Raw genomic sequence first — 24,270 nt, forward strand, 5'->3', positions numbered from 1 at the left:
TTATTCGAATCATATGATATATCCAGCTTTGCAGAAGAAGTCTATTTTAGTTTTTATAAATCTCTGTTTGGCCATTGTACCCTTGTTTGCCCATTCAGGATTCAATCTGATCAAAAATAATCAGGCTGCGAATGTCTATTATGGAGGTAGTAGCCCTGTGGTTGAAACTGCATTGGAAATTTTGGATGCTGATGCAAAGCAGGTTGGCCAATGTGCTTTTAAACGAATAGACAGTGCAGATGCTGGTGCAATTATAATTGGGGAATTAAATGATCCCATTATTAGCAAATTGATAAAAGATCATCACCTTTCTCTTGCTGATATAAACGCTAAATGGGAAGCTTTTTATTTGAAAGTGATTCAAATGGAAAAAATACCAACACTTTTAGTGGTAGGATCTGATGCTAGAGGAACGGCATATGGAGTGATGGAAATTTCCAGAAAATTAGGTGTTTCTCCATGGAGTTGGTGGGCAGATGTTGTTCCGCGTAAACAATCAACCGTATCTCTGGCTGCTGATTTCGAAGATAGGCAATCTCCGAAAGTGCAATTCCGAGGGATTTTTTTAAATGATGAGGACTGGGGATTGACACCTTGGAGTAGCCAAACCTATGAACCCGAAGCGAGGTTGGATGCAGGAATTGATCCGACGAAAACAACAAAAATGGCTACGATCGGGCCGAAGACGTATGCCCGTATTTTTGAATTATTGTTACGCCTTCGGGCCAATTCGATCTGGCCAGCCATGCATGAGGTAACTGTCCCTTTCTATTTTGTTCAAGGAAATCGGGAAATGGCCGAAAAATATGGAATATATATCGGCTCATCTCATTGTGAACCCCTTGCTCGAAATAGTGCGACGGAATGGGATATCGTAGGCAAGGGGCCATATAATTACTTAACAAATAAAAAGGAAATTATTGACTATTGGTCCAATCGACTGAAAACACTTGGGCAATCCCATAACATCTTTACACTTGGTATGCGGGGGAAACATGATGGAGCAATGGAAGGTGTCAAAACAATAGCAGCTTATAAAGATGCGTTCAATCAGGTCCTTCAGGATCAGACGGATCTATTAAAAAAATATGTCAATTCGGATCCGGCGCAGATTCCCCAAGTCGTGATACCCTATAAAGAAGTTTTGGATGTCTATCGTGCCGGTATAGCGGTTCCAGATTATGCCACATTGATGTGGTGCGACGATAATTATGGCTATGTCACCCACTTTCCAGATCAGAAAGAAAGAAAAAGAGCTGGTGGTAATGGACTTTATTATCATATTTCCTATTGGGGTAGGCCCCATGATTATCTCTGGTTGTCGACCATGAGTCCGGCGCTGATCTATCAGCAGTTGAGCACAGCGTACCAGCACGATGTGCGGAAAATGTGGATTGTCAATGTAGGGGATATTAAGCCTGCCGAATACCAGATTGAACTCCTGATGGACATGGCTTGGAATATAGATCAAGTACAAAAAATGGGCATCAACCAGCATATGAATCAATTTTTGCAACGGGAATTTGGTCACCGTTTAGCAAAAAAAATAGGACCAATTATGCAGGAGCATTATCGATTGGCCCATATTCGAAAGCCGGAGTTTATGGGAAATACGCGTACCGAAGAAAAAGATCCAGCCTATAAACTTGTGAAAGACCTACCTTGGTCCGAGCAGCAGATTCAGAAGCGATTGGTACAATATAAACATATCCAAGATGCGGCCACATCAATTTGGGAATCAGTTCCGTTAGATCGAAAGGATGCCTATTTTGAATTAGTCCTGTATCCGGTTGTGGCAGCGGCAAAGATGAATGAGAAACACCTCTATGCACAGTTGGCACGACATGGCAAAGCTGAGTGGCAAAAAAGCCATGATGCGTATGATAAAATCGTTACCTTAACTGCGCAATACAATTTGTTGAACAAAGGAAAGTGGAAGGGTATGATGGACTATAAACCAAGAAACCTTGCTGTTTTCGATAAGATTGTAGAAGAAAAAGCTGTTGTTCCGATGGTCAATGATGATCAGCCTGTCAAGCGGATTACTGGTAAAGATTTAACAGGTTCAATACCATATGAAGGCTTAGGCTATCAAGGGCAGGCCGCAGCTATCCCGTTGGGCGTAGAAGCTAGTTATAGGCTCAAGGGATTAAAGGGCGATTCTGTTACCATTGTCGTCCACTTGCTGCCTGCACACCCGGTCTCTTCAGATGATTTACGTTTTGAAGTTTCCTTAGGGCAACAGCATTCGCCTGCTATTTCCTATAAAACAGTCGGACGAAGTGAAGAATGGAAAGAGAATGTCTTGCGAAATCAAGCTATTCGAACAATCAAATTTAAGGTCACTTCTGTGCAACAGGAAATATTGCGCATCAAAGCACTTGATGAGGGGGTAGTGGTTGATGAAGTAACCGTATATTTGGATTAAGGTATTCGTTTCCAACGGTGTAGTGGAAACTCATGATTAAGGATATAAAAATGAAAAAACAATTTCTAGTCACACTCTTCGTTATTTTAACTTGCCTCGTAAAGGCACAATCTCCCGTGTATCTTTTCTCCTATTTTATAGGTAATGGTGCTGATGGATTGCATTTAGCTTATAGTTTGGATGGTTTGAAATGGGAACCATTGAATCAGGGAAAGTCGCTCTTAACACCAACGGTAGGAAAAGATAAACTGATGCGTGACCCCAGTATTTGTCAGGGCCCTGATGGTACCTTTCACTTGGTGTGGACAACGGGTTGGTGGGACAAAATTATCGGATATTCCTCTTCCAAAGATCTGATGGAATGGACCGAACAAAAAGCAATACCGGTCATGGTGGATGAACCTGATGCAAAAAATGCATGGGCTCCGGAGCTTTTTTACGACAAAGCAACGAAGGAATATTATATCCTTTGGGCCACAACGATCCCTGGCCGACATACAGAGGTACAGACCAGTGATAGTGAGAAAGGCTTAAACCACCGGATGTATAGCGTGACGACAAAGGATTTTAAACGTTTCTCAAAAACCAAGTTATTTTTTGATCCCGAATTTAGTGTCATTGATGCGGCTATTATACAGCAATCCAATCAGGAATATATGATGGTGTTGAAAAATGAGAATTCTAATCCGCCTGAGAAAAATATTCGAATCACCAAAACAAAGCGTTTATCGCAGGGATTCCCGACTACTGTCTCGAAGCCGATTACAGGTGATTATTGGGCGGAAGGTCCCGCACCATTGCAAGTTGGAGAATATATATACGTTTATTTTGATAAATACCGCGATCACAAATATGGCGCCGTACGAAGCAAAGACGGCATCCACTGGGAAGATGTCTCCGATCTGGTGACTTTTCCGAAAGGTGCCCGTCATGGAACGGCTTTTACGGTCAATCAAACCGTTCTATCAAATTTATTAAAAGCAAATTGATTCCTCGTAAGTAGTTTCTGATAGCATGAAAAGAATTCTTTTATCCTTTTTTGGGGCAGCTATTGCGCTGAGTGCGCAGGCTAAGATCACATTACCTCGCGTTTTTGGTTCGAATATGGTGCTTCAGCAAGGTAAGCCAGTGGTTATTTGGGGACATGCGGATCCTCAGGAGAAGATTGAAATCAAATTGAAGGGTTTGACAAGAAAGACGGTGGCTGATCACAAAGGAGCATGGAGCGCTACCTTTACAGCTCAAAAAGCCAGTTTCGATCCCTTTACTATTGAAGTAAAGGGCGATAATACAATCTTGTTGGAGAATGTTGTTGTTGGTGAAGTCTGGTTGTGTTCTGGGCAGTCCAATATGGAGTATACGATGCAGTTACATAAAGGTTACAAGAAGCCTGCTGTAGGCGTTGATCACGCGGAGGAAGAATTGCGACAACCTAAAAATCCAAAAATTCGCTTATTCCTTGTCGCCAAAAGGAAAGGCCAACAGGAAGATGTGGAGACTAAGGGATGGGAAATGGCCGATCCGAATTCACTCGCGCCATTTTCGGCTCCCGGTTATTTCTTTGGAAAGACCCTGCAACAGCAGTTGAATGTTCCCGTTGGATTGATTAGTTCGTCATGGGGAGGCAGTAGGATAGAGCCATGGACACCATTGGAAGTCTATCAAAACTCCAGCACCTTTCGGCGGGAAACGCAAAATGGTGAAACGAAAATTGAAAACGCTGTCGCTGGTGAAATGTACGAAGCGATGATCCGTCCATTGGCACCTTTTGCGATGAAAGGCTTTATCTGGTATCAAGGCGAAAGCAATCTGATGATTGAGGATGCACGTTATTATGCAAAACAGAAATTACTGATCGATACCTGGCGAAAGCGCTGGAAGGACAAAAATATGCCATTTTATTATGTTCAGATTGCCCCTTATTACTATAGTAAAAGAAACGATAAAATAAAACATAAGGCCGAGGCATTGCCTTGGTTTTGGGAGATCCAGGCAAAATGCATGAACATTAAAAATTCGGGAATGGCTGTAGTCACTGATTTGGTCGATGATCTTTCGGATATACACCCGTCCTACAAATGGGAAGTAGGAAGACGTTTGGCATTATGGCCCCTGGCATTAGATTATGGTCAAAAAGATATTGTTTTTTCCGGACCGCAATATAAAAGCAAAAAGATAGTCAATAATCGCATAGTACTGAATTTTAACTATGTGGGCGGCGGATTGCAATGCAAAGGAGATCAACTGTCCTGGTTTGAGATTGCTGGTTCAGATGGCAAATTTGTGCCTGCCGAAGCAAAGATCGAGGGCGATCATGTCATTGTATCCTCAGCATCAGTAAGGTACCCAAAACAGGTTCGTTTTGCTTGGCATGAAACAGCGCGTCCCAATTTTTTCAATAAGGACGGATTACCGGCATTGCCTTTTAGAACGGAATAGTGTATTTGTGAGACCTTTCTTTTGAACTATTTAAGATGCTGTAATGATCAAATAGTCACGTTGTTGTCCTCATAAACCAAGTAATTGTCATAAAAAAAGGTTTTCAGACGGAGAGAATGAAAACCTTTAAAATAACCAATTAATCCTAAATTTATGATAAAAAATATAATGCTTTTTCATTGGCTTTCCTGTGATACAATTCGCATAGTTTCATCTAAACCATCACATAGATACTCACCATCTAAATGGCGAAATCACCAATGAATAGTACAAGTTTAGGAATCTCAAATGAATTTGTCATCCTGTGCTGTGCTGTATCGGCAGTACGGAATGTTTAACTATAGATGTTGCCAGCGAAAACCATTCAGGTGAGTTCAGGACACTTTAGTGTCCTGAACTTTTTATTTTAGGAGATTGCTAATACAATAAAAAAAACCTATGTTTAAAATTCGAATTGTCTTCTTTGCGCTGATATACATTATGATGGCACATATTGCCTCCGCGCAGACAGTGAAGGAAATACAGTATCTCTCGGGAACGGACAATGTTCATACGGTCAATTGGGACTTCTGGGTGACGGGAGGACGTAAAGCGGGAAAGTGGGATAAGATTGCAGTTCCCAGTCACTGGGAGCAACAGGGATTTGGGGCTTACAACTATGGTCGGGATTATGTGACCTATGGTAAGAATTTCATCTTTCACGATGAAAAAGGTTTGTATCGTCACCAGTTTACTGTTCCAAAAAATTGGAAAGGTAAAAAAATAAGTCTTGTTTTTGAAGGTTCAATGACCGACACCGAAGTTAAAATAAACGGGAAGCCAGCCGGAGATATCCATCACGGTGCCTTCTACCAGTTTAAGTACGATGTTACTGACAAGCTTACCTTTGACAAGGCCAATATACTGGAAGCTACTGTATCGAAAATGTCTTCCGATAAATCTGTCAACAATGCGGAGCGTCTTGCGGATTATTGGATTTTAGGGGGGATTTATAGACCCGTATACTTGGAGGCGACACCACAGGAGCATATCAGCTGGACAGCTATAGATGCGAAAGCAGACGGAACTTTTCGGAGCAATGTGCATTTAGAGAGCTTGTCTAAGGCCAACAGTCTATCGGTAGAGATCAAAGATCTGGAGGGGAATGTGATTTCGAGTCAGAAATTTCCGGTTAGTGCTAAAGACTCCGTGAAATTGGTCGAAATGAAAGTAGAAAAACCTTCATTATGGACCGCCGAGACACCAAACCTATATCAGGTAACCTATACCCTATGGAATGGGAAGAACAAAGGATATCAATACCAGGATCGTTTTGGTTTCAGGACGATCGAAGTTCGTCAGGGCGATGGTATCTATGTCAATGGCGTAAAAGTGAAGATGAAAGGTGTCAACCGTCATGTATGGTGGCCCGAAACCGGACGGTCGGTGAACGCACAATTGGATCTGAACGATGTTAAATTGATCAAGGAAATGAATATGAATGCGGTGCGTTGTTCGCATTATCCGCCAGACCGTTCATTTTTGGCTTATTGCGATTCATTGGGACTATATGTTTTGGATGAATTGGCCGGCTGGCAAAAGGCATACAGCACCGTTGTGGGTAAGAAACTGGTGCAAGAAATGGTTATCAGGGATGCCAATCATCCTTCCATTATTCTATGGAGCAACGGCAATGAAGGAGGACACAATAAAGAGCTTGTAGATGAGTACAAGAAATATGATCTTTCGGCTAGAACAGTAATTCATGCGCACCATAGACCGGGAAATGCCATCAATGGAATTGACTGTAACCACTATGAAGACTTTTATTCGACAAAAAAGATTCTGGAAGGTCCCAATATTTATATGCCGACCGAATTTCTCCATGCACAGGATGATGGCGGTGCTGCGGCGGGTTTGGCGGATATCTGGGAGCTGCATTGGAATGCCAGATTAGGTGCAGGCGGATTTATTTGGGATTTTGCAGATGAGGGCATTGTGCGTACAGATTTCAACAATGTGATCGATGTCAACCGCGTAAATGCTCCTGATGGAATCCTTGGGCCACATCGCGAAAAAGAGGGAAGTTTCTATGCCATTCGGGAAATCTATGCACCCGTGCATATTACGATGAAGAAATTACCTGCTGACTTCAACGGAACCATTCCGGTGGAAAATCGTTATCATTTTACCGATCTAAAAGATTGCCGGTTTGAGAGTAAACTGATTACCTATCAACAGCCCTATGCGGAAGAAGCAGGTGTGGATTCGGTGTTGCATCTAGTGGTAAATAGTCCCGTTTTGGCTCCGACGCAAAAAGGAAATTTGCAGTTGAATTTGCCTAATGACTGGAAACAGTATGATGCGCTGGTATTGACTGCGATTGATCCCCATGGGCAGGAAATTTATACCTGGACATGGCGTATAAAATCCAATCAGATGCTTACGGCTGAGATTCTGCCGTTGAAATCTTCAACCGATGTTGAAGCGAAAGAAGACAGTGCGCATTATATCCTTAAGGCAAATGGAATAACAGCATTCATTTCTAGAAAAACAGGATTATTAGTTGATCTTGCCAATGAGTATAGCATGAAATTGGCATTCAATAATGGCCCGGTACTTATCGATGGCCAGTCGGAGCTGAAAAGTGCTAAACGTTGGCAAGAGGGGAAAAATGAAGTTGTTGAGTTTGCGTTTGATGGTCATCTAAGTTTTATCCGTTGGACAATGCGCCCTGACGGTTGGTTAAAACTTGGTTATGCATATAATATGAAGAAATCAGTACCCTATGCGGGCGTCAGCTTTAACTTTCCTGAAAACTATATTATCGGGGCCAAGTGGCTTGGTAATGGGCCTTATCGCGTATGGAAGAATAGGATGCAAGGCGTCACACTAAATACATGGGAAAAAATGTACAATGATGGCAAAGCAGGTATTGGGCCATGGACATTTCCTGAATTTAAAGGCTACTTCTCCGATGTTAGTTGGGTACAATTCAATACCGTGCAAGGCAAGTTTTTGGTCGCAACAGATCAGGAAGATTTATTTGTGCGATTGTTTGAGTTTTATGGGATTTCAGGCCCTAAAGGCTATCCACAGTTGCCGACGGGGGATATTTCCTTTTTGGATGCTATTCCCCCTATTGGAACAAAGCTGGCGTTAGGAATCAATGGAAATGCTGCTGTGAATGGACCTGCAGGTGAGCTTAATCAAATGGATAAAAAGGTTAATCGGACACTCTATTTTTACTTTGGTACACCGAAGGGCGAAAAAGAGAATACACAATTTGTCATGCCTAAGGTTAATGTATTGACAGATTAAAAGAATAGGATAAAAAATGGGCTTTTCTCTGTTAATAGAAAAGCCCATTTTTTTTATGGGTGTAGTCTTAATGACGTGCATTCTTTTCACTAATGCTTATTCAGGTTTATTGAAAAAAGTTTCTGCTCAATTTTAGTTTTATTGCTAATTGTTGTAGGAAAAATCATTGACATATTTGTTTTGGATAGCAGTTGATGTTGTTTCTATAAGATGTACGTCCTTCAATTGAACCGTCTGAATGGGAAGCTCCGGATTACCATTGATCTTGGATACAAACTGGCCTACTTCCGCTTGAATGTGGGAAAGATAGATATTCTTTATTGGTGTCAGTTTTTTTACTTTGGTAGGGACCAAAGTTCGCCATTGATAGAGTACATCGGTATCAATTCCGAGTATACCTTCTTTAAGGTTTTTGGCTTTGATATTTGAAAAATAAATGTTCTTGGCATAACCGCCCATCCGTTCATTGGTTTTGATGAAGAGTAGATGCATGAGTTTCTCATTGGGCAGTACAGTGCAATTGTCCACATAGATGTTTTCGATTCCGCCCGAAAGCTCACTCCCAACAGCCAGGAGCTGATGACCGTCACGAATCTCGCAATTGCGGATCACAATATTTTTTGTTGGCGTTTTCAATCTCCAACCTTCAGGATTTCTACCTGACTTCAATGCGATGGCATCATCCCCTTGATCAAATACGCAATTTTCAATCAATACATTCTGACTCATTTCTGGGTCAATTCCATCATTGTTATGCCCATGCGCGTAAATGTCAACACCACGGACAAGTGCATCTTTCGTTAAATAGAGGTGCAAGGTCCAAAAAGGACTGTTTCGGATCTTGATATCTTCGACCCGGACATGTTGGCAACGGTTAAATTGAATAAACTGAGGTCTAAGGTTGGATGTGTCATTGACCATAAGCCGTTGTTCGACAGGGACCCCTTCTTGCGCCCAGTTATAGAGATTTTTGATACTTTCCATGTGCGGTTTTGGTCTCGGAAACCATTTCTCCCAGACGCTCAGATCTGCTTTTAGTGTTCCTTTCCCCGTGATAGCAACATTTGTCGCTTCGTATGCATAGATCAACGGCGAATAATTATAGCACTCAAGCCCTTCCCAGCTACTGTGAACAGCAGGTAAATAGTCTTTCGGGTCGCCCGAAAACAATAAGGTAGCCCCTGCACTGACATGTAAGTTGACATTGCTCTTTAAGTGGATTGCCTTGGTTGTCCACTCACCTGGAGGGATGATGATAGTTCCACCAGACTTTGTCGCGAGATCAATTGCTTTCGCAATTGCGGCAGTGGTACTTTTCTTGTCGCCCTGACGCGCGCCAAAATCGCGGATATCGTAGTTTTTACAATGTTCGAAATTGGGTACGTTGAATACAGGAATTTCAAAAGGTGCCTGGATGTTGATCTGTTCTTGTTTGATCTTACCTGTTTGTGCAATGCTCAATCGAGTGACAACGATTGAGCATAAAATGAGGGAAAATATTAACTTATATCTCATAATTGACAGTCATGTGTTTCGTAGGCAATCCTACTGTTAAGTGGCTAAAAACAATAATTGTTAAAAATAACGAACTATCCAAGTGCAACCTAATTTTGCCGGGCAGGACAGTACAAGTCAGTTGTTGTGGAACACAGCAGGTATTATAAATCTGGTCATCTCTGAGGGGCTTTCTTAAGAACAGGTTATGACCAAATCCATACCAACTCCTGACTGCAAGCTACTTGTAAAAACGGTGTCAGCATGGTGACTTAACAATTAAAAGGTGGACTCAAGGTGGACTCACTGTGCACACAACGTGGTTACAGTCAGGAGTTGGCCATAAGTTGGTACGGAGTTCGTGTTAGGATACTTCAATGTTCTCTCACAGTTTTCTTGATAACAAATATATTACGAAAAGCTTTCAATCTTTGCTGGCGGTGTGATTATCGATGGATATGAGTGTTTTGTGACTGGCTCCTCAAGTTTGGTCAGGATACTACAGGACGGCTCTTCTTAAAAATGTTGATACTTTTAAAGTAACTACATATTTAAGCGTTCTTAAATATGCTGATCAATTCAAAGCTATCTTTATCTTTTTTAATAAGAGGTAGACAAGCGGGAAAACTAGACTTAATAAAAACCAATATTATGAAAAAATTCTTTCGATTTTTACATGTACTCGCATCAATAGCGATTCTATCCTGCGCACAGGCACAAGAAAAGTTTCCGGATGGAACAGCAATCTCAAAATGGTTTGAGACGGTAAAATCGACTGAGATAGCAACGCTCGGCAAGAAATTTCTGATTACGGATTTTGGTGTTACGAAGGATAGCACCCTGGTGCAAACGGCCAAGATCCAACAAGCAATTGATAAAGCCTATGCAAGCGGTGGTGGAGTTGTCGTCGTGCCTAAGGGTATCTATTTGAGCGGATCTTTATTCTTTAAGCCGAAAACACATTTATACTTAGAAGAAGGAGCAGTATTGAAGGGAAGCGATGATATTGCAGATTTTGCATTGGCGGAGACCCGAATGGAAGGTCAAACAGTGAAATATTTTTTGGCGCTCGTCAACGCCGATCAGGTGGATGGATTTACGATCTCAGGCAAGGGTACACTCGATGGAAATGGTTTACGCTACTGGCGATCCTTTTGGCTTCGGAGACAGTTTAATCCACAATGCACAAATATGGACGAGATGCGTCCACGTTTACTTTATGTCTCTAATAGCAAAGACGTACAGATTTCAGGTATTCGCTTGATCAATTCACCGTTTTGGACCTCCCATTATTATAAGTGTGGAAATCTCAAATTGATCGGCCTACATATTTCAGCGCCAAAGGAACCTGTCAAGGCGCCTAGTTCCGATGCAATTGATTTGGATGTCTGCCGCAACGTACTGATTAAGGATTGCTACTTATCCGTCAACGATGATGCAATTGCGTTAAAAGGTGGCAAAGGCCCCAAGTCCGACAAAGATCCTAATAATGGCCCTAATTCAAATATTATTATCGAAAATTGTTTTTTTGGATTTTGTCATAGCGCGCTGACTTGTGGCAGTGAATCCATTCACAGTTACAATGTGATTTTTAGAAATAATACTTTAGATAAAGCACGCAAGCTGTTGCAATTAAAGATGCGTCCTGACACACCACAGGAATATGAAAATATATTGATCGAAAATATAAAGGGAAATGTCAATAGCATGCTCTTTATCAAACCTTGGACCCAATTTTTCGATTTAAAAGGCGAGAAAGATATCAAAATGTCCTATGCAAGAAATATAGTGCTGCGCAACATTGATCTGGATTGCGACATCGTATTTGACGTCCTCAATTCAACGCAATATGTGCTATCGGATTTTACATTTCAGAATATGCATGTTCGTGCCGCCAAAGATCCTGTCATTCACAAGGAATATATTAAAAACTTTGTTCTAAATAATGTAACTGTTAATAATAAAAAGCAATAACATGGGCCAGTCTACTGTGATTTACACCTTTGAATGATGAAGACAAAACTTATTCTTTTGACAGGAGCACTGATCGGTTCTCTTGCTGTTTCCGCCCAACGTAAAATGGAGTTTTTGGATCGGGGGATGGTCGGCATAAAAACGACGGACAACTCTGTTTTTTTGAGCTGGCGTTTGCTTGGTACTGACGATTTTGATACGGCCTTTGCAATTTATAGAAAGGAGGGGAATGGCCAGCAGAAAAAGTTGAATACTTCACCGTTGACCAAAGGGACTAACTTTTTGGACGATGATGTCGATGTGAATCAAGATGTAACTTATATTCTGGATATGGTGGCCGGAGGAAAAGAAACAGAAGTCGCTAAGCTGACCTTGCCGAAGGAACAAAAAGTACAGCAATACCTGAATATTCAATTACGTACCCCCGAAGGCTACACCCCGGGGGATGTTTCTGTGGGCGACCTGGATGGAGATGGAACCTATGAACTTATCGTTCACCAGACTGGAGTTGGACACGACAATGCGCACAATGGAATTACTTCAGAACCTATATTGCAAGCGTATAAACTTGATGGTACTTTTCTGTGGGAAATCAATTTGGGCAAGAATATCCGGGAAGGGGCACATTATACCCAATTTATGGTGTATGATCTCGACAGTGACGGCCGCGCAGAGCTGGTCTGTAAAACCGCCGACGGTACAAAAGATGGACTGGGAAATGTTATTGGTAATGCAAAGGCCGATTGGCGCGATACCGTATCAAACTCGCCTACTGTCGGTCGTATATTGAAAGGACCTGAATATTTAACCGTATTTGATGGATTGACGGGCAAAGCCCTGAGCACGGTAGATTATCTGCCTGAGCGTGGCGATTTACGTTCATGGGGAGATACCAATGCCAATCGCAGTGATCGATTTTTAGCCTGTGTAGCCTATCTGGATGGCGTACACCCCAGTGTTGTCATGACCAGAGGATATTATGAGCGTACAGCCCTGGCAGCATGGGACTTCAAGGATAAAAAATTGGTAAGCCGTTGGGTATTCGATAGTAAATTTCGTAAAGATCCTTATTCTGGTCAGGGATACCACAATCTCACGGTTGCGGATGTCGACCAGGATGGCAAAGATGAAATTGTCTTTGGTTCGATGGTTATTGATGATGATGGTAAAGGTTTATACAGTACGGGTCTGGGGCATGGTGACGCGCTGCATGTCGCTGATTTGGATCCGGAAAGACCCGGTCTGGAGATTTTTGGAATTCATGAATTAAAAGGTGGTCGAAAAGGAACTGGTGTGGCCATGTTGGATGCTAAAACAGGAGCCATATTATTTAAAAATGCCATGGATCAAGACGTCCCCCGCGGTGTTGCGGGAAATATTGACCCCCGTCATAAAGGGGCATACCTGTGGTGGCTGGGATCTAGAGATATGTATGATGCCAAAGGAAATAAGGTAGGTCCGGCACCGAGATCGACCAATTTTTTGATCTGGTGGGATGCTGATTTAAGTCGGGAACTCTTAAACAGCAATTATATTGAAAAATATAAAAACGGGAAAACGCAACGGATCTTTACGGCAATGGGTGCATCATCGATCAATGGCACTAAAAGTACACCCAATCTAAGTGCAGATATCTTTGGCGACTGGCGTGAAGAGCTGATTCTGCGTGCCGAAGACAACCAGAGTCTACGCGTATATACGTCCACCATTCCCACAGAACACCGCCTGTATACCCTAATGCACGATCCGCAATATCGCTTGAGCATAGCTTGGCAAAATGTAGGCTATAACCAGCCGCCACATACTGGATATTATCTCGGCGTGGGGATGGATCGCCCGGTTAAACCAAACATTCGGTTGATCAGGACGGCGGACAAAAAGTAAAAAGATGGAAGCACAATTTGGGTTTTATTTGATTGAAATAATAGCTAAGTAACAAATGAAGCATACAATAAAATGGATAGGAATGGCATTGGTAGCGATTCTTTTAATATCCTTTGCAAAGCAGCAAGATCGGCCAACGATTTATCTTATCGGTGATTCGACAGTTAAAAATAGCAATAAAGAATATTGGGGCTGGGGTACCCTGCTTCCTGAATTTTTGGATACGACACGCGTCCGTGTAGACAATCATGCGATGGCTGGACGGAGTACACGTACCTTTGTCAAAGAGGGAAGATGGGCTAGAGTTGATTCTTTGTTCAAGCCTGGAGACTTTTTATTGATTCAGTTTGGCCATAACGAGGGCAGTAAGCCCGATACCAGCAAACAGGGATATCGGGGTGTCCTGCGCGGTATCGGTAAAGATTCAGTTGTGCTGGATTGGGGCAATGGGAAAAAAGAGACCGTACGCACGTATGGTGAAAATCTACGTCGATTTGTGATGGAAGCAAAGAAAAAGGGAGTGACCCCGATTGTATTGTCCATGATTCCGCGGAACCAATGGGATGACAAAGGTAGAGTGAAACGGGCCGACAAAGACTTTGGTTTGTGGGCTAAGCAGATTGCAGTAGAGCAGGGAGTCGGTTTTTTGGATCTGAACAGTATTACCGCAGATAAATATGACCAGCTTGGTGCTGATATCGTAAAATCCAGTTATTTTCCGGGTGACCATACCCATACGAATAAAGCCGGAGCGCGAGAAAATGCATTGTCTGTTATTGAAGGATTCCGTAGGATTAAAAGCCAGTTAGTTCAATATATTAAATGATAGTGAAGATGAAATTGAAATTGTTGCCATGGGCTGCGGTCTTTTTTGCTGTAATCAGCATGTCGTTTTTGGAACAGCAACGTAAACCGACCTTGTTTATTATTGGCGATTCCACCGTAAAAAATGGACAGGGAAATGGTTCAAACGGACAATGGGGATGGGGGAGCTTTATTGGTCAGTATTTTAAAGCGGATAAGATCGAAGTGAAGAACCGTGCACTGGGAGGTACGAGCACGCGGACTTTTTATAATAATCCCAAGCTTTGGCAGAAGGTTCTGGATAGTATACAGCCCGGGGACTTTGTACTCATGCAGTTTGGGCATAATGATTCAAGTCCCATTGTGGATACGTTGCGTGCCCGTGGGACGATAAAGGGAAATGGCGACGATTATCAGGAAGTGTATAACCCGTTGTTGAAGCAACACGAAGTTGTCTATAGTTATGGTTTTTACTTACGTCGATTTGTGAAAAATATTCAAGATAAGGGCGCTACAGCAATTATCTGTTCACCTATTCCGCGCAACGCCTGGGAGGGTAACCAGGTGCGCAGATCGGATTATGCTGTATGGGCCAAGGAGGCTGCAAAGCAAGCCGGTGCGTTCTTTATACCCCTGCAGGATCTAGTGATCGCGCAGTATGAAGCTCTCGGGAAAAGCACCGTAGAAGCTGAATTTTTTGGTTCCACAGATGCGACACATACCAATAAGGCCGGCGCTTTACTCAATGCCAAATTGCTGGCGGAACAACTGAAAGCGAAAGGCAAAATTGGCTTAAAGAAATTTATGTAATATGAAAAAGCTGACATTCCTCCCATGGATATTTCTCCTTTGTGCGCTGGTTGAAGCCCATGCGCAGCAGCGGCCCAATATCGTATTGATTTTGGCGGATGATATGGGGTATGCAGATTTAGGCTGTTTTGGCTCTGAGATTGAAACACCAAATTTAGATAAGATGGCAAGTGAGGGGATCAAAATGACTAATTTTTATAATGCTTCACGCTGTTGTCCATCCAGGGCCTCCCTGCTGACGGGGCTATATCCTCATCAGGCCGGCATCGGCGATATGATGAATAAGCGGCCATTCCCTGCCTATCAGGGTTATTTGAGCAGAGACGCCATTACATTGGCCGAACTCCTGAAAACTGCTGGATATGGAACATATATGGCAGGAAAGTGGCACGTGGGACAGGAGAAAGAAAATTGGCCGCTACAGCGTGGATTTCAACGTTATTATGGATTGATTGATGGAGCAAACAGCTACTTTGAAAACCGACCTTATCGACCCAAGCAAACGTTGACGATAGCTTTGGACAATGAAGCGATCGTTCCGCCAAAAGATTACTATAGCTCGGATGACTACACCGATTATGCAATGACTTTCATTGGTGAGCATTTGCAAACGAAAAAAAAGGATCCCTTTTTTCTATACCTCGCTTTTCAGGCTCCCCATTGGCCTTTACATGCCAAGCCGCAGGATATTGCAAAGTATCGGGGTAAATATATGGAAGGCTGGGAGGCTGTCCGTGAAAAGCGGTTTCAAAAACAGCAGCGGTTAGGAATATTGCCACCAACAACGAAGTTGTCGGAAATGGATACAACCTTGCGAAATTGGAATGACTGCAGCTGGGAAGAAAAAGTAAAATGGGATGAAAAGATGGCTGTGTACGCGGCGATGGTAGACGAATTGGATCAAAATGTGGGTAGACTGGTTGATTATCTCCAATCAAAAGGACAATTGGACAACACTGTTTTTATCTTTCTCTCTGATAACGGGGCGAGCAATGAGACCATAAGCAATGCGGGATTTACAGCAGAAATTAGAGCTGCCAATGAATTTCCTGCCAGTCATCCACGTTCTTTCACAGCTTATGGAGCCGAAGGTGCTGCAGTGAGCAATACGCCTTTCAAAAAGTTTAAGCATTGGGAGTTTGAGGGGGGCAATGCTACAGGGTTTATCGCCTATGGACCGAAGTACCTTCAAGGGGGAAAGCAGTTTGATATGCCCGCCCATTTGATCGATATCATGCCAACTTTAGCACAATGGTCAGGAGCGAGCTATCCTAAGAATTATGCCGGTAATACGATTAAACCCATGGAAGGATTGTCCTTGCTTCCACTATGGACAGAGGAACAGCGGGATATGGACAGGGAGATTTGTTTTGAGCATGAAGGTAACAAAGCGGTGCGCAAAGGAAGATGGAAGCTTGTGTCTTCCTATCCTGAAAATAGATGGTATCTATATGATATAGAAAAAGATAGGAGTGAAACGGTAGACTTATCAGCCTCATTTCCAAAAGTATATCGTGAAATGGTTCAGCGCTATGAAAAATGGGCTAAAAGAGTTGGTGTGATACCCTACGAACAACTTGCACAAAAAAAGGGGAATACCCGTTATGAATAAATTAAAAAGCAGACAAAGCATGAAACTATCTACTATTTATACAGTCATTTTACTGATTACTGTTGGTCTTTCGGCCTGTTCGTCGACAAAAAAAGTCGTCGAACACAAAAAGGAACTAACTGCTGAGGACGTCCTTCAGTCGTTGCAGCTAACCAATCGTTATTTCATGAATAAATGGACGGACACAGGAAAACCGATCTATACCAATCGCTGGAGACCGAGCAACATCTGGACCCGCGCCGTGTATTACGAAGGTCTCATGGCACTTTATCAGATTGATAAAAACAGTGCATACTACGATTATGCTGTGGATTGGGGAAACAAACATGATTGGGGAATGCGGAATGGTTTGGAAACCCGAAATGCCGATGACCAGGCTTGTGGGCAAACCTATCTGGATCTCTATGAGATTGAACAGAAGCCTGAGCGTATCCAAAAAATTAAAGCAAATATAGATTACATTATCAGATCGGGAAAAATAGACGATTGGACCTGGATCGATGCCATACAAATGGCCATGCCAATCTACGCTAAATTGGGTGTAATAACAAAAGATCAAACTTACTTTGATTACATGTATAAAATGTATCATCATTCAAAAACACAAGAAGGTGGAGGTCTGTATAATAAGGCCGATAAACTTTGGTGGCGGGATAAGGATTTTGTTCCGCCCTACAAAGAACCGAATGGTGAGGATTGCTATTGGTCACGCGGTAATGGATGGGTCGTGGCTGCTTTAGTCAGGGTACTTTCTTTAATTCCGGAAAACGAAGTCCATCGGGCAGAATATATGGCCGATTATAAAGCGCTGATGGAAGCACTTGTCCCTATTCAAAGGCCAGATGGATTTTGGAACGTTAGTTTGCATGACCCTAGTAATTTTGGCGGGCGCGAGACCTCAGGGACGTCATTGTTTGTCTATGGTATGGCCTGGGGCATTAATAATGGATTTCTAGACGCTAAAATATATCGGCCCGTTGTCGAAAAAGCATGGAAAGCAATGATCGCAGAAGCGGTACACCCTTCCGGTTTTTTAGGCTATTTACAAGGAACGGGAAAAGAACCTAAGGATGGTCAGCCCGTCAGTTTCTCAAGCCAGCCGGATTTTGAAGATTATGGTTTGGGTTGTTTCTTATTAGGAGGCACAGAGGTTTATAAGATGTTGTCAAAATAAGTTGTCTCTTTCCGGTTGTTGACAGCAACCTGATCAATTCCTATTCATGATGGGAATGGGGTCAGTTATGCTATACATAAAAAACTGCGCGTTCTTATTAGCCTAAAAAAGTAAACTAATGAAAAGATTATTCTTTATTTTTTGTTGCCTGCTGCTTTCATTCGGCATATATGCGCAAGCAGGTCGGAAGACTTTTAGTTTTAACGCCGACTGGCGTTACCACATTGGTGATGTCAACGAGGCTTCTGCTACAGGATTTGATGATCGTGCATGGAAACAAGCCACCTTGCCTCAAGCATGGAATGAAGATGAAGCGTTCGCGAAAGCGATCCATGACCTTTCAGCGAATATTGTCTGGTATCGAAAAAAGTTTACTGTCCCCAAGGGAGTAACTTCTGATAAGGTCTTTTTGGAATTTGAAGGAATTCGCTTTGGGGGAGAATTTTATCTCAACGGAAGATTTATTGGTCGCCATGAAAATGGCGTAATGGCTGTAGGATTTGATATTTCGGACCTGATTGATCGCGATCACGAAAATACCCTGGCTATACGGATAGACAATAGCTGGAGCTATCGTGAAAAAGCAACAAACAGCACGTATCAATGGAACGATAAAAACTTTAATGCAAACTATGGTGGAATTCCAAAAAATGTGTGGATCCACTTTGCTCCAAAAATTTATCAGACCCTACCCTTATATTCCAATTTGAAGACTACGGGTGTTTATGTGTATGCGAAGAATATGAACATCCCTAAAAAAACAATGGATCTTTTTGTTTCATCTGAGGTGAAAAATGAAACCGGGCAATCGCGCTTGGTCGACTTTGTTGCCGAAGTACGTAATGCTGATGGGAAGTTGGTCAAAACTTTTTCAAAAAAGTTCAATCTTCCTGCCAATCAAACACAACAATTGACCATGAGCGCGGCCTTGAGTCAAGTGAACTTTTGGAGCTGGGGTTATGGCTATCTCTATACGGTGACGACAAAAATCGTACAGGGCAACACAACTATAGACGCTGTACAGACGAAAACAGGATTTCGAAAAACGGCTTTCAAGAATGGAATGGTATACCTCAATGACCAAGTTTTGATGATGAAGGGCTATGCGCAGCGTACCAGTAATGAATGGCCCGCCGTTGGCCTATCTGTAGCACCTTGGTTAAGTGATTTTAGCAATGGGTTAATGGTCAAGGGCAATGCTAATCTTGTCCGCTGGATGCACGTAGCCCCCTGGAAACAGGATGTTGAATCCTGCGACCGGGTAGGACTTATGCAAATGCTGCCGGCAGGGGATGCTGAAAAAGATGTTCAGGGGAGACGCTGGGAACACCGAGTCGAACTGATGCGCGATGTAATCATATATTATCGCAATAATCCCAGTGTGCTGTTTTATGAATGTGGAAACGAATCCATATCGGAAGAGCATATGGCAGAGATGAAAGCTATACGGGATCAATTCGATCCTGCAGGCGGACGGGCAATCGGTTCACGTGAGATGTTAGACAGTAAACTAGCGGAATATGGTGGTGAAATGCTGTACATTAATAAAAGCGCCCGTCATCCGATGATTGCTACGGAATATATGCGGGATGAGGCATTACGTAAATACTGGGATGAATGGAGTTATCCATTTCACAAGGATGGGGAAGGACCACTTTATAAAGGTGTACATGCCAGTGATTATAATAGAAATCAGGATAGTTATGTCGTTGAGGCTGTACATCGTTGGTGGGAATATTGGAAAATGCGTCCGGGAACCGGTGATCGGGTCAATTCGGGGGGTGTGAATATTATATTCTCCGATTCGAATACGCACTTCAGGGGAAAGGAGAACTACAGAAGAAGCGGTGAGGTAGATGCTATGCGCATTCCAAAAGATGCTTACTTTGCACATCAGGTGATGTGGAATGGTTGGATCGCCCCAGATCCAAAAGGCTTATATCTTGTAGGGCACTGGAACTACCCTGCTGGAACGAAAAAAGATGTCTTGGTCGTTTCCGCTGCTGACCGGGTAGAATTATCGCTGAACGGCAAAGTACAGGCAGAAGCAGAAAAGCTATATGATTTCCTGTTCCGTTTTCCTGCTGTTGATTTCGAGGCGGGCGTATTGACGGCGAAATCATTCAGTAAAGATGGAAAATTATTGAATATAAGGGAGCTCAGAACCACAGGTGAACCTTATAAAATCCGTTTGACAGCACATCATGGTAAAAATGGCTTATTTGCAGATGGAAACGATATGGTATTGGTCGAAGTTGAAGTACTGGATAAAAATGGGTTGCGGTGCCCACTTGCTTCAAATAAGATTGATTTCAAACTAGACGGACCGATGGATTGGCGTGGTGGAATTGCACAGGGTCCCGATAATTACATTTTGGCCAGATCGCTTCCGGTCGAGGCTGGCGTAAATCGTGTTTTACTTCGTACACAGTACGATAAATCGGGTAAGGTTGTATTGAAAGCAGTGTCTGAAGGCCTTTTATCCGATTCGGTCACCTGGCAGGTGCAACCTATCAGAACGATGGCGAATTATTTTGTCAAAGAATCCAATGAAAATTTGCCTTCATTTTTAGAGCGGGGGCCAAGTCCATCGAAACCCACTTTGCTGCAGCTGAAAAAAAGTCTCAAAATCCGTACAGCCACGTCTGGAGCTAACCAAGATAAGGTGGGACAGTCCTACGATGACAATGAGCTATCCGATTGGGTCAATGATGGCCAGCTGGGTACTGCTTGGATTACATATACCTTACAGGAAAAGTCCGATATCGATGAAATCGATCTGAAACTGAATAATTTTAGATCAAGATCCTACCCATTGCAGGTTTTTGTGGACGGCAAGCTTGTTTTTGACGGCAATACAGATCTGACGTTAGGCTACTGTACGCTTTCATTTCCGCGTACGAAAGGCCAAACGGTGACCATAAAACTTAAAAATGCGCCTTTTACCGCAAAGGAAAATAATCAGGTAGAAATGGGCGGTAAGAAACTTGATGATGGTGTCGCACGTAATGATGCCAATGCCAAAGGTACCTTGAGTATTATTGAAGCCGATATCCATCAGGTATTGGCCAATTAAGAATATGGTAATAATAAAACAGTTCAATACATAAACGAGATGGAGAAAATAGCATTTAAGATGAAACTAAAACCGGGTATGTCCGCGGAATACAAGCGCAGGCATGACAGGATTTGGCCAGAATTAATCACCTTATTGCGCGAAAATGGTGTGTCTGATTATAGTATTTTTTTGGATGAAGAGACCGATACGTTATTTGCTGTTCAATATCTAGCGGGACATTCATCACAAGAATTGGGTAAGGAAGCCATAGTTCAGCAATGGTGGGATTATATGCATGATATCATGGACGTAAATCCGGACCACTCTCCGGTATCGATAAACTTGAAGAAGGTATTTCATATGGATTAGACCAATTTTAACATGAGAAAAATTTATATATCATTATTGTTTGCCTGTAACCTGTTGGCTTCCGGTGGAAGTATCGCACAGAATCTATGGCCGGCAGTGACCAAAGAGATGAAGCCCTGGACGCGTTGGTGGTGGCTCGGTTCGGCTGTGGACAGAGCCAACCTCGAACGTGAATTAACCTTATTTGATAAAAGTGGATTTGGCGGTGTCGAGGTGACGCCAATTTATGGCGCTAAAGGATTTGAGTCCAAGTATCTGAGTTTTCTTTCACCACCATGGATGAATATGTTGGCTGTAACAACCGATAAGGCAGGGAGGCTTGGGTTGGGAGTGGACATCAACTTGGGAACGGGATGGCCTTTCGGTGGGCCACAGATCAGGGAAAAAGATGCGGCCACCAAACTGATCCTGGATGACTTTGAATTAAAAAAAGGCGAAAAAATTCAGTTCCCCCTAAAACCGAAGGATCCTAAACAACATTATTACATGCTGCAGGCTCTGCGTGCGTTTAGATCAGATCATAGCGAGATTAATCTGGATGATTATCGTTCACATACCGGTGGAACATGGGAAGCGCCAGCAGATATCCGGTTGTTGGCTGTATTTTCAGGCAGGACAGGCCAAAAAGTGAAGCGCGCTGCTCCCGGTGGTGAAGGATATACCCTGGATCATCTCGGACAGACCTCAGTTGCATCCTATTTTAATAGATTTGCCGAAGCTTTTAAGGACAAACCATTGCATGTGCGTGCTTTTTTTAACGATAGCTACGAAGTATACGGTGCGAACTGGACAGATGAATTTTTGCAATCATTCGAACGGATAAAAGGATACAAACTACAAGATAACCTGCTAGATTTTGCAGGATTGGGTAAGGATACAACCAAAACAGCACGCCTAAAATCCGATTACCGTGAAGTTGTGGATGCACTCCTTGCCCAGAATTTTTTGGTCCCATTTACGAACTTCGCCCATCGCTATAAAGCGATTTCGAAAAATCAGGCCCATGGATCTCCGGGAAATCTGATCGATTTGTATGCTGATACAGATATTTCTGAATGTGAAACCTTTGGCTCCAGTAGTTTCGATATCCCCGGTTTAAGGCGCGATACTGCTGATATTCGTAATGTGGACCCTGATCCCATGATGGCCAAATTTGCGACATCAGCGACAAATGTATACGGTAAAAAATATACTTCTTCAGAGACCTTCACGTGGCTTACGGAACATTTTAAAACCTCCTTGTCGCAAACGAAACCTGAAGTCGAACAACTATTCCTCGCCGGGGTGAATCATGTGTTCTACCACGGCACAACATATTCACCAAAAAATGTACCCTTTCCGGGGTGGTTATTCTATGCTTCAGTAAACTTTGTGCCGCAAAATTCATTTTGGGACCATCTCAGCGGTTTAAATCAATATATTACACGTGTCCAGTCTATTCTTCAATCTAGCCGTGCTGATAACGAATTGCTAATTTACTGGCCTATTTATGATATTTGGAATGATGCGAAGGGAATGGATAAGGCATTGAAAGTTCATGATGTTGACGAATGGTTGCACCCAACGCAATTTTATAAACAAAGTGTGCAACTGCAGAAAAGAGGCTATAGCTTTGATTTTGCAACGGATAAAATTTTAGCTGGAACAACGGTTAAGGACGGCAGATTACAAACAGCTAAGGATGCGATCCCGTATCGGGCAATTTATATTCCTGCCTGCCATTATTTTTCTGAAGTCACACTCCAGAAAATTCTGCAAATGGCGCGCGAGGGAGCAACAGTCGTCTTCCAACAATTGCCGCAAGAGGTTGCTGGGTACAGCCGGTTGGACGAACGTCGTGCGCAGTTCAATACTTTGATTGCGTCTCTGGGTTTCGAGAGAGATAAAGCGAATCAGTATACAGCTTTTGGAAAAGGTAAGATCTATTTGACGGCGGATGTCAGTTCAGCACTCGAAACAGAACAGATCGCTCCCGAACGGATTAGCCAGACAGGACTAAAGTTTTCAAGGAGAGTCGCTGGTAAGGACACCTACTATTATCTGGTTAATCACAGCCGACAGATGGTCGACCGCAGTATCATGTTAAATACACAAGCTAAACAGTATACTTTATTGGATCCTCAGACTGGGCGGACATTTCAGCTGCCATCGATCGATGGCAAAATACGCGTGCAGATTCCGTCAGGCTATTCTTGGATCATTTTGGCTTCGGATCAAAAGGCCAAGGAAACGTTTCGTTATCAGGAAGAATTAAGCCAAGTGGCCCAACTGGATCGTGATTGGAAGGTAAGCTTTATTGCAGGGGGACCTGTTTTGCCACGTGCCAGAAAGCTTGAGCGACTTTCTTCCTGGACAGCATGGGGGGATAAAGACGCCATCAATTTTTCGGGGACTGCGGCTTATGAAAAAACGTTTTCTATCGATAAGAATCCTTCAAAATCCTATCTTCTGAAGCTTGGAAGGGTTGCAGAAAGCGCCCGGGTATTTATCAATGGGCAGGATGCAGGTATATTGTGGTCTATACCTTTTCAACAGGATGTCACCAAATGGTTGGTCGATGGAGAAAATAAAATCCGCATCGAAGTAGCCAACCTGATGGCCAACCGAATCCGTCACCTGGATCAGCAAAAAGTTGCGTGGCGTAATTATCACGAAATCAATTTTGTGAATATCAACTATAAAAACTTTGATGCCGGTGATTGGAAATCCATGGAAAGCGGTTTGATCGGTCCTGTGACTTTGTGGAGTTATTAAGTGAAAACGATTGGATGTGTCCGCCGTAGCTCCTACTTGGCTGGTCAATTTTTCACCACGGCAAGAAGTTTATATTGACGTTTAACAGGATTCAAAAGAGAGTAATCTTGTTACATTAATAAACATAAATAGCAACAAAAAGCCCCTAAAATGGGGCTTTTTGCTTTCTG

The 24,270-nt window shown here is 42.8% G+C and carries 14 protein-coding genes; 13 read left to right on the forward strand and 1 reads right to left on the reverse strand.

Annotation, left to right across the window (positions count from 1 at the left end; translation table 11 throughout):
• Window positions 1-13 precede the first annotated feature (13 nt).
• From FGL37_RS10260 to FGL37_RS10275, 4 genes are all read left to right on the forward strand, one after another.
• A complete protein-coding gene (locus FGL37_RS10260) occupies window positions 14-2,428 on the forward strand; it encodes a glycosyl hydrolase 115 family protein (protein ID WP_138096777.1) in 2,415 nt (804 codons plus the stop codon).
• Window positions 2,429-2,478: 50 nt separating this feature from the next.
• Complete coding sequence (locus FGL37_RS10265) at window positions 2,479-3,417, forward strand: glycoside hydrolase family 43 protein (protein ID WP_028071996.1); 939 nt, start codon at window positions 2,479-2,481, stop codon at window positions 3,415-3,417.
• A gap of 25 nt (window positions 3,418-3,442) precedes the next feature.
• The gene (locus tag FGL37_RS10270) at window positions 3,443-4,867 is read left to right on the forward strand and encodes a sialate O-acetylesterase (protein WP_028071997.1); all 1,425 of its coding nucleotides are present in this window, start codon (window positions 3,443-3,445) and stop codon (window positions 4,865-4,867) included.
• A gap of 438 nt (window positions 4,868-5,305) precedes the next feature.
• The gene (locus FGL37_RS10275) at window positions 5,306-8,167 is read left to right on the forward strand and encodes a glycoside hydrolase family 2 protein (RefSeq protein WP_028071998.1); all 2,862 of its coding nucleotides are present in this window, start codon (window positions 5,306-5,308) and stop codon (window positions 8,165-8,167) included.
• A 144-nt stretch (window positions 8,168-8,311) separates the two neighbouring features.
• Here FGL37_RS10275 and FGL37_RS10280 read toward each other — a convergent pair whose 3' ends face one another.
• Complete coding sequence (locus FGL37_RS10280; RefSeq protein WP_028071999.1) at window positions 8,312-9,682, reverse strand: glycoside hydrolase family 28 protein; 1,371 nt, start codon at window positions 9,680-9,682, stop codon at window positions 8,312-8,314.
• Between the two features lie 630 nt (window positions 9,683-10,312).
• Here FGL37_RS10280 and FGL37_RS10285 point away from each other — a divergent pair.
• The 9 genes from FGL37_RS10285 (at window position 10,313) to FGL37_RS10325 (ending at window position 24,100) form a co-directional block, all read left to right on the forward strand.
• Window positions 10,313-11,635: a rhamnogalacturonidase gene (locus FGL37_RS10285; protein WP_037534461.1), complete on the forward strand. Its 1,323-nt coding sequence runs from the start codon at window positions 10,313-10,315 to the stop codon at window positions 11,633-11,635.
• A 33-nt stretch (window positions 11,636-11,668) separates the two neighbouring features.
• Entirely contained in the window at window positions 11,669-13,519 is a 1,851-nt protein-coding gene (locus FGL37_RS10290; RefSeq protein WP_028072001.1) for a rhamnogalacturonan lyase, read from the forward strand.
• 55 nt (window positions 13,520-13,574) lie between these two features.
• Window positions 13,575-14,345, forward strand: a complete 771-nt coding sequence (locus tag FGL37_RS10295) for a rhamnogalacturonan acetylesterase (protein WP_028072002.1) — start codon at window positions 13,575-13,577, stop codon at window positions 14,343-14,345.
• Window positions 14,346-14,353: 8 nt separating this feature from the next.
• Window positions 14,354-15,133: a rhamnogalacturonan acetylesterase gene (locus FGL37_RS10300; protein WP_028072003.1), complete on the forward strand. Its 780-nt coding sequence runs from the start codon at window positions 14,354-14,356 to the stop codon at window positions 15,131-15,133.
• Window position 15,134: 1 nt separating this feature from the next.
• Window positions 15,135-16,745, forward strand: a complete 1,611-nt coding sequence (locus tag FGL37_RS10305) for an arylsulfatase (RefSeq protein ID WP_028072004.1) — start codon at window positions 15,135-15,137, stop codon at window positions 16,743-16,745.
• Complete coding sequence (locus FGL37_RS10310) at window positions 16,738-17,919, forward strand: glycoside hydrolase family 88/105 protein (protein WP_232048675.1); 1,182 nt, start codon at window positions 16,738-16,740, stop codon at window positions 17,917-17,919. Before FGL37_RS10305 ends, FGL37_RS10310 begins: the two co-directional genes overlap by 8 nt.
• 118 nt (window positions 17,920-18,037) lie before the next feature.
• A complete protein-coding gene (locus FGL37_RS10315; protein ID WP_028072006.1) occupies window positions 18,038-20,995 on the forward strand; it encodes a glycoside hydrolase family 2 protein in 2,958 nt (985 codons plus the stop codon).
• 39 nt (window positions 20,996-21,034) lie between these two features.
• Window positions 21,035-21,346 carry an L-rhamnose mutarotase gene (gene rhaM / locus FGL37_RS10320; RefSeq protein ID WP_028072007.1) on the forward strand — a complete coding sequence of 104 codons (312 nt, stop codon included), beginning with the start codon at window positions 21,035-21,037 and terminating at the stop codon, window positions 21,344-21,346.
• 12 nt (window positions 21,347-21,358) lie between these two features.
• Window positions 21,359-24,100: a glycosyl hydrolase gene (locus FGL37_RS10325; RefSeq protein WP_028072008.1), complete on the forward strand. Its 2,742-nt coding sequence runs from the start codon at window positions 21,359-21,361 to the stop codon at window positions 24,098-24,100.
• The last annotated feature ends 170 nt before the right edge of the window (window positions 24,101-24,270 follow it).

The organism is Sphingobacterium thalpophilum (assembly GCF_901482695.1).
GTDB classification, from domain to species: domain Bacteria; phylum Bacteroidota; class Bacteroidia; order Sphingobacteriales; family Sphingobacteriaceae; genus Sphingobacterium; species Sphingobacterium thalpophilum.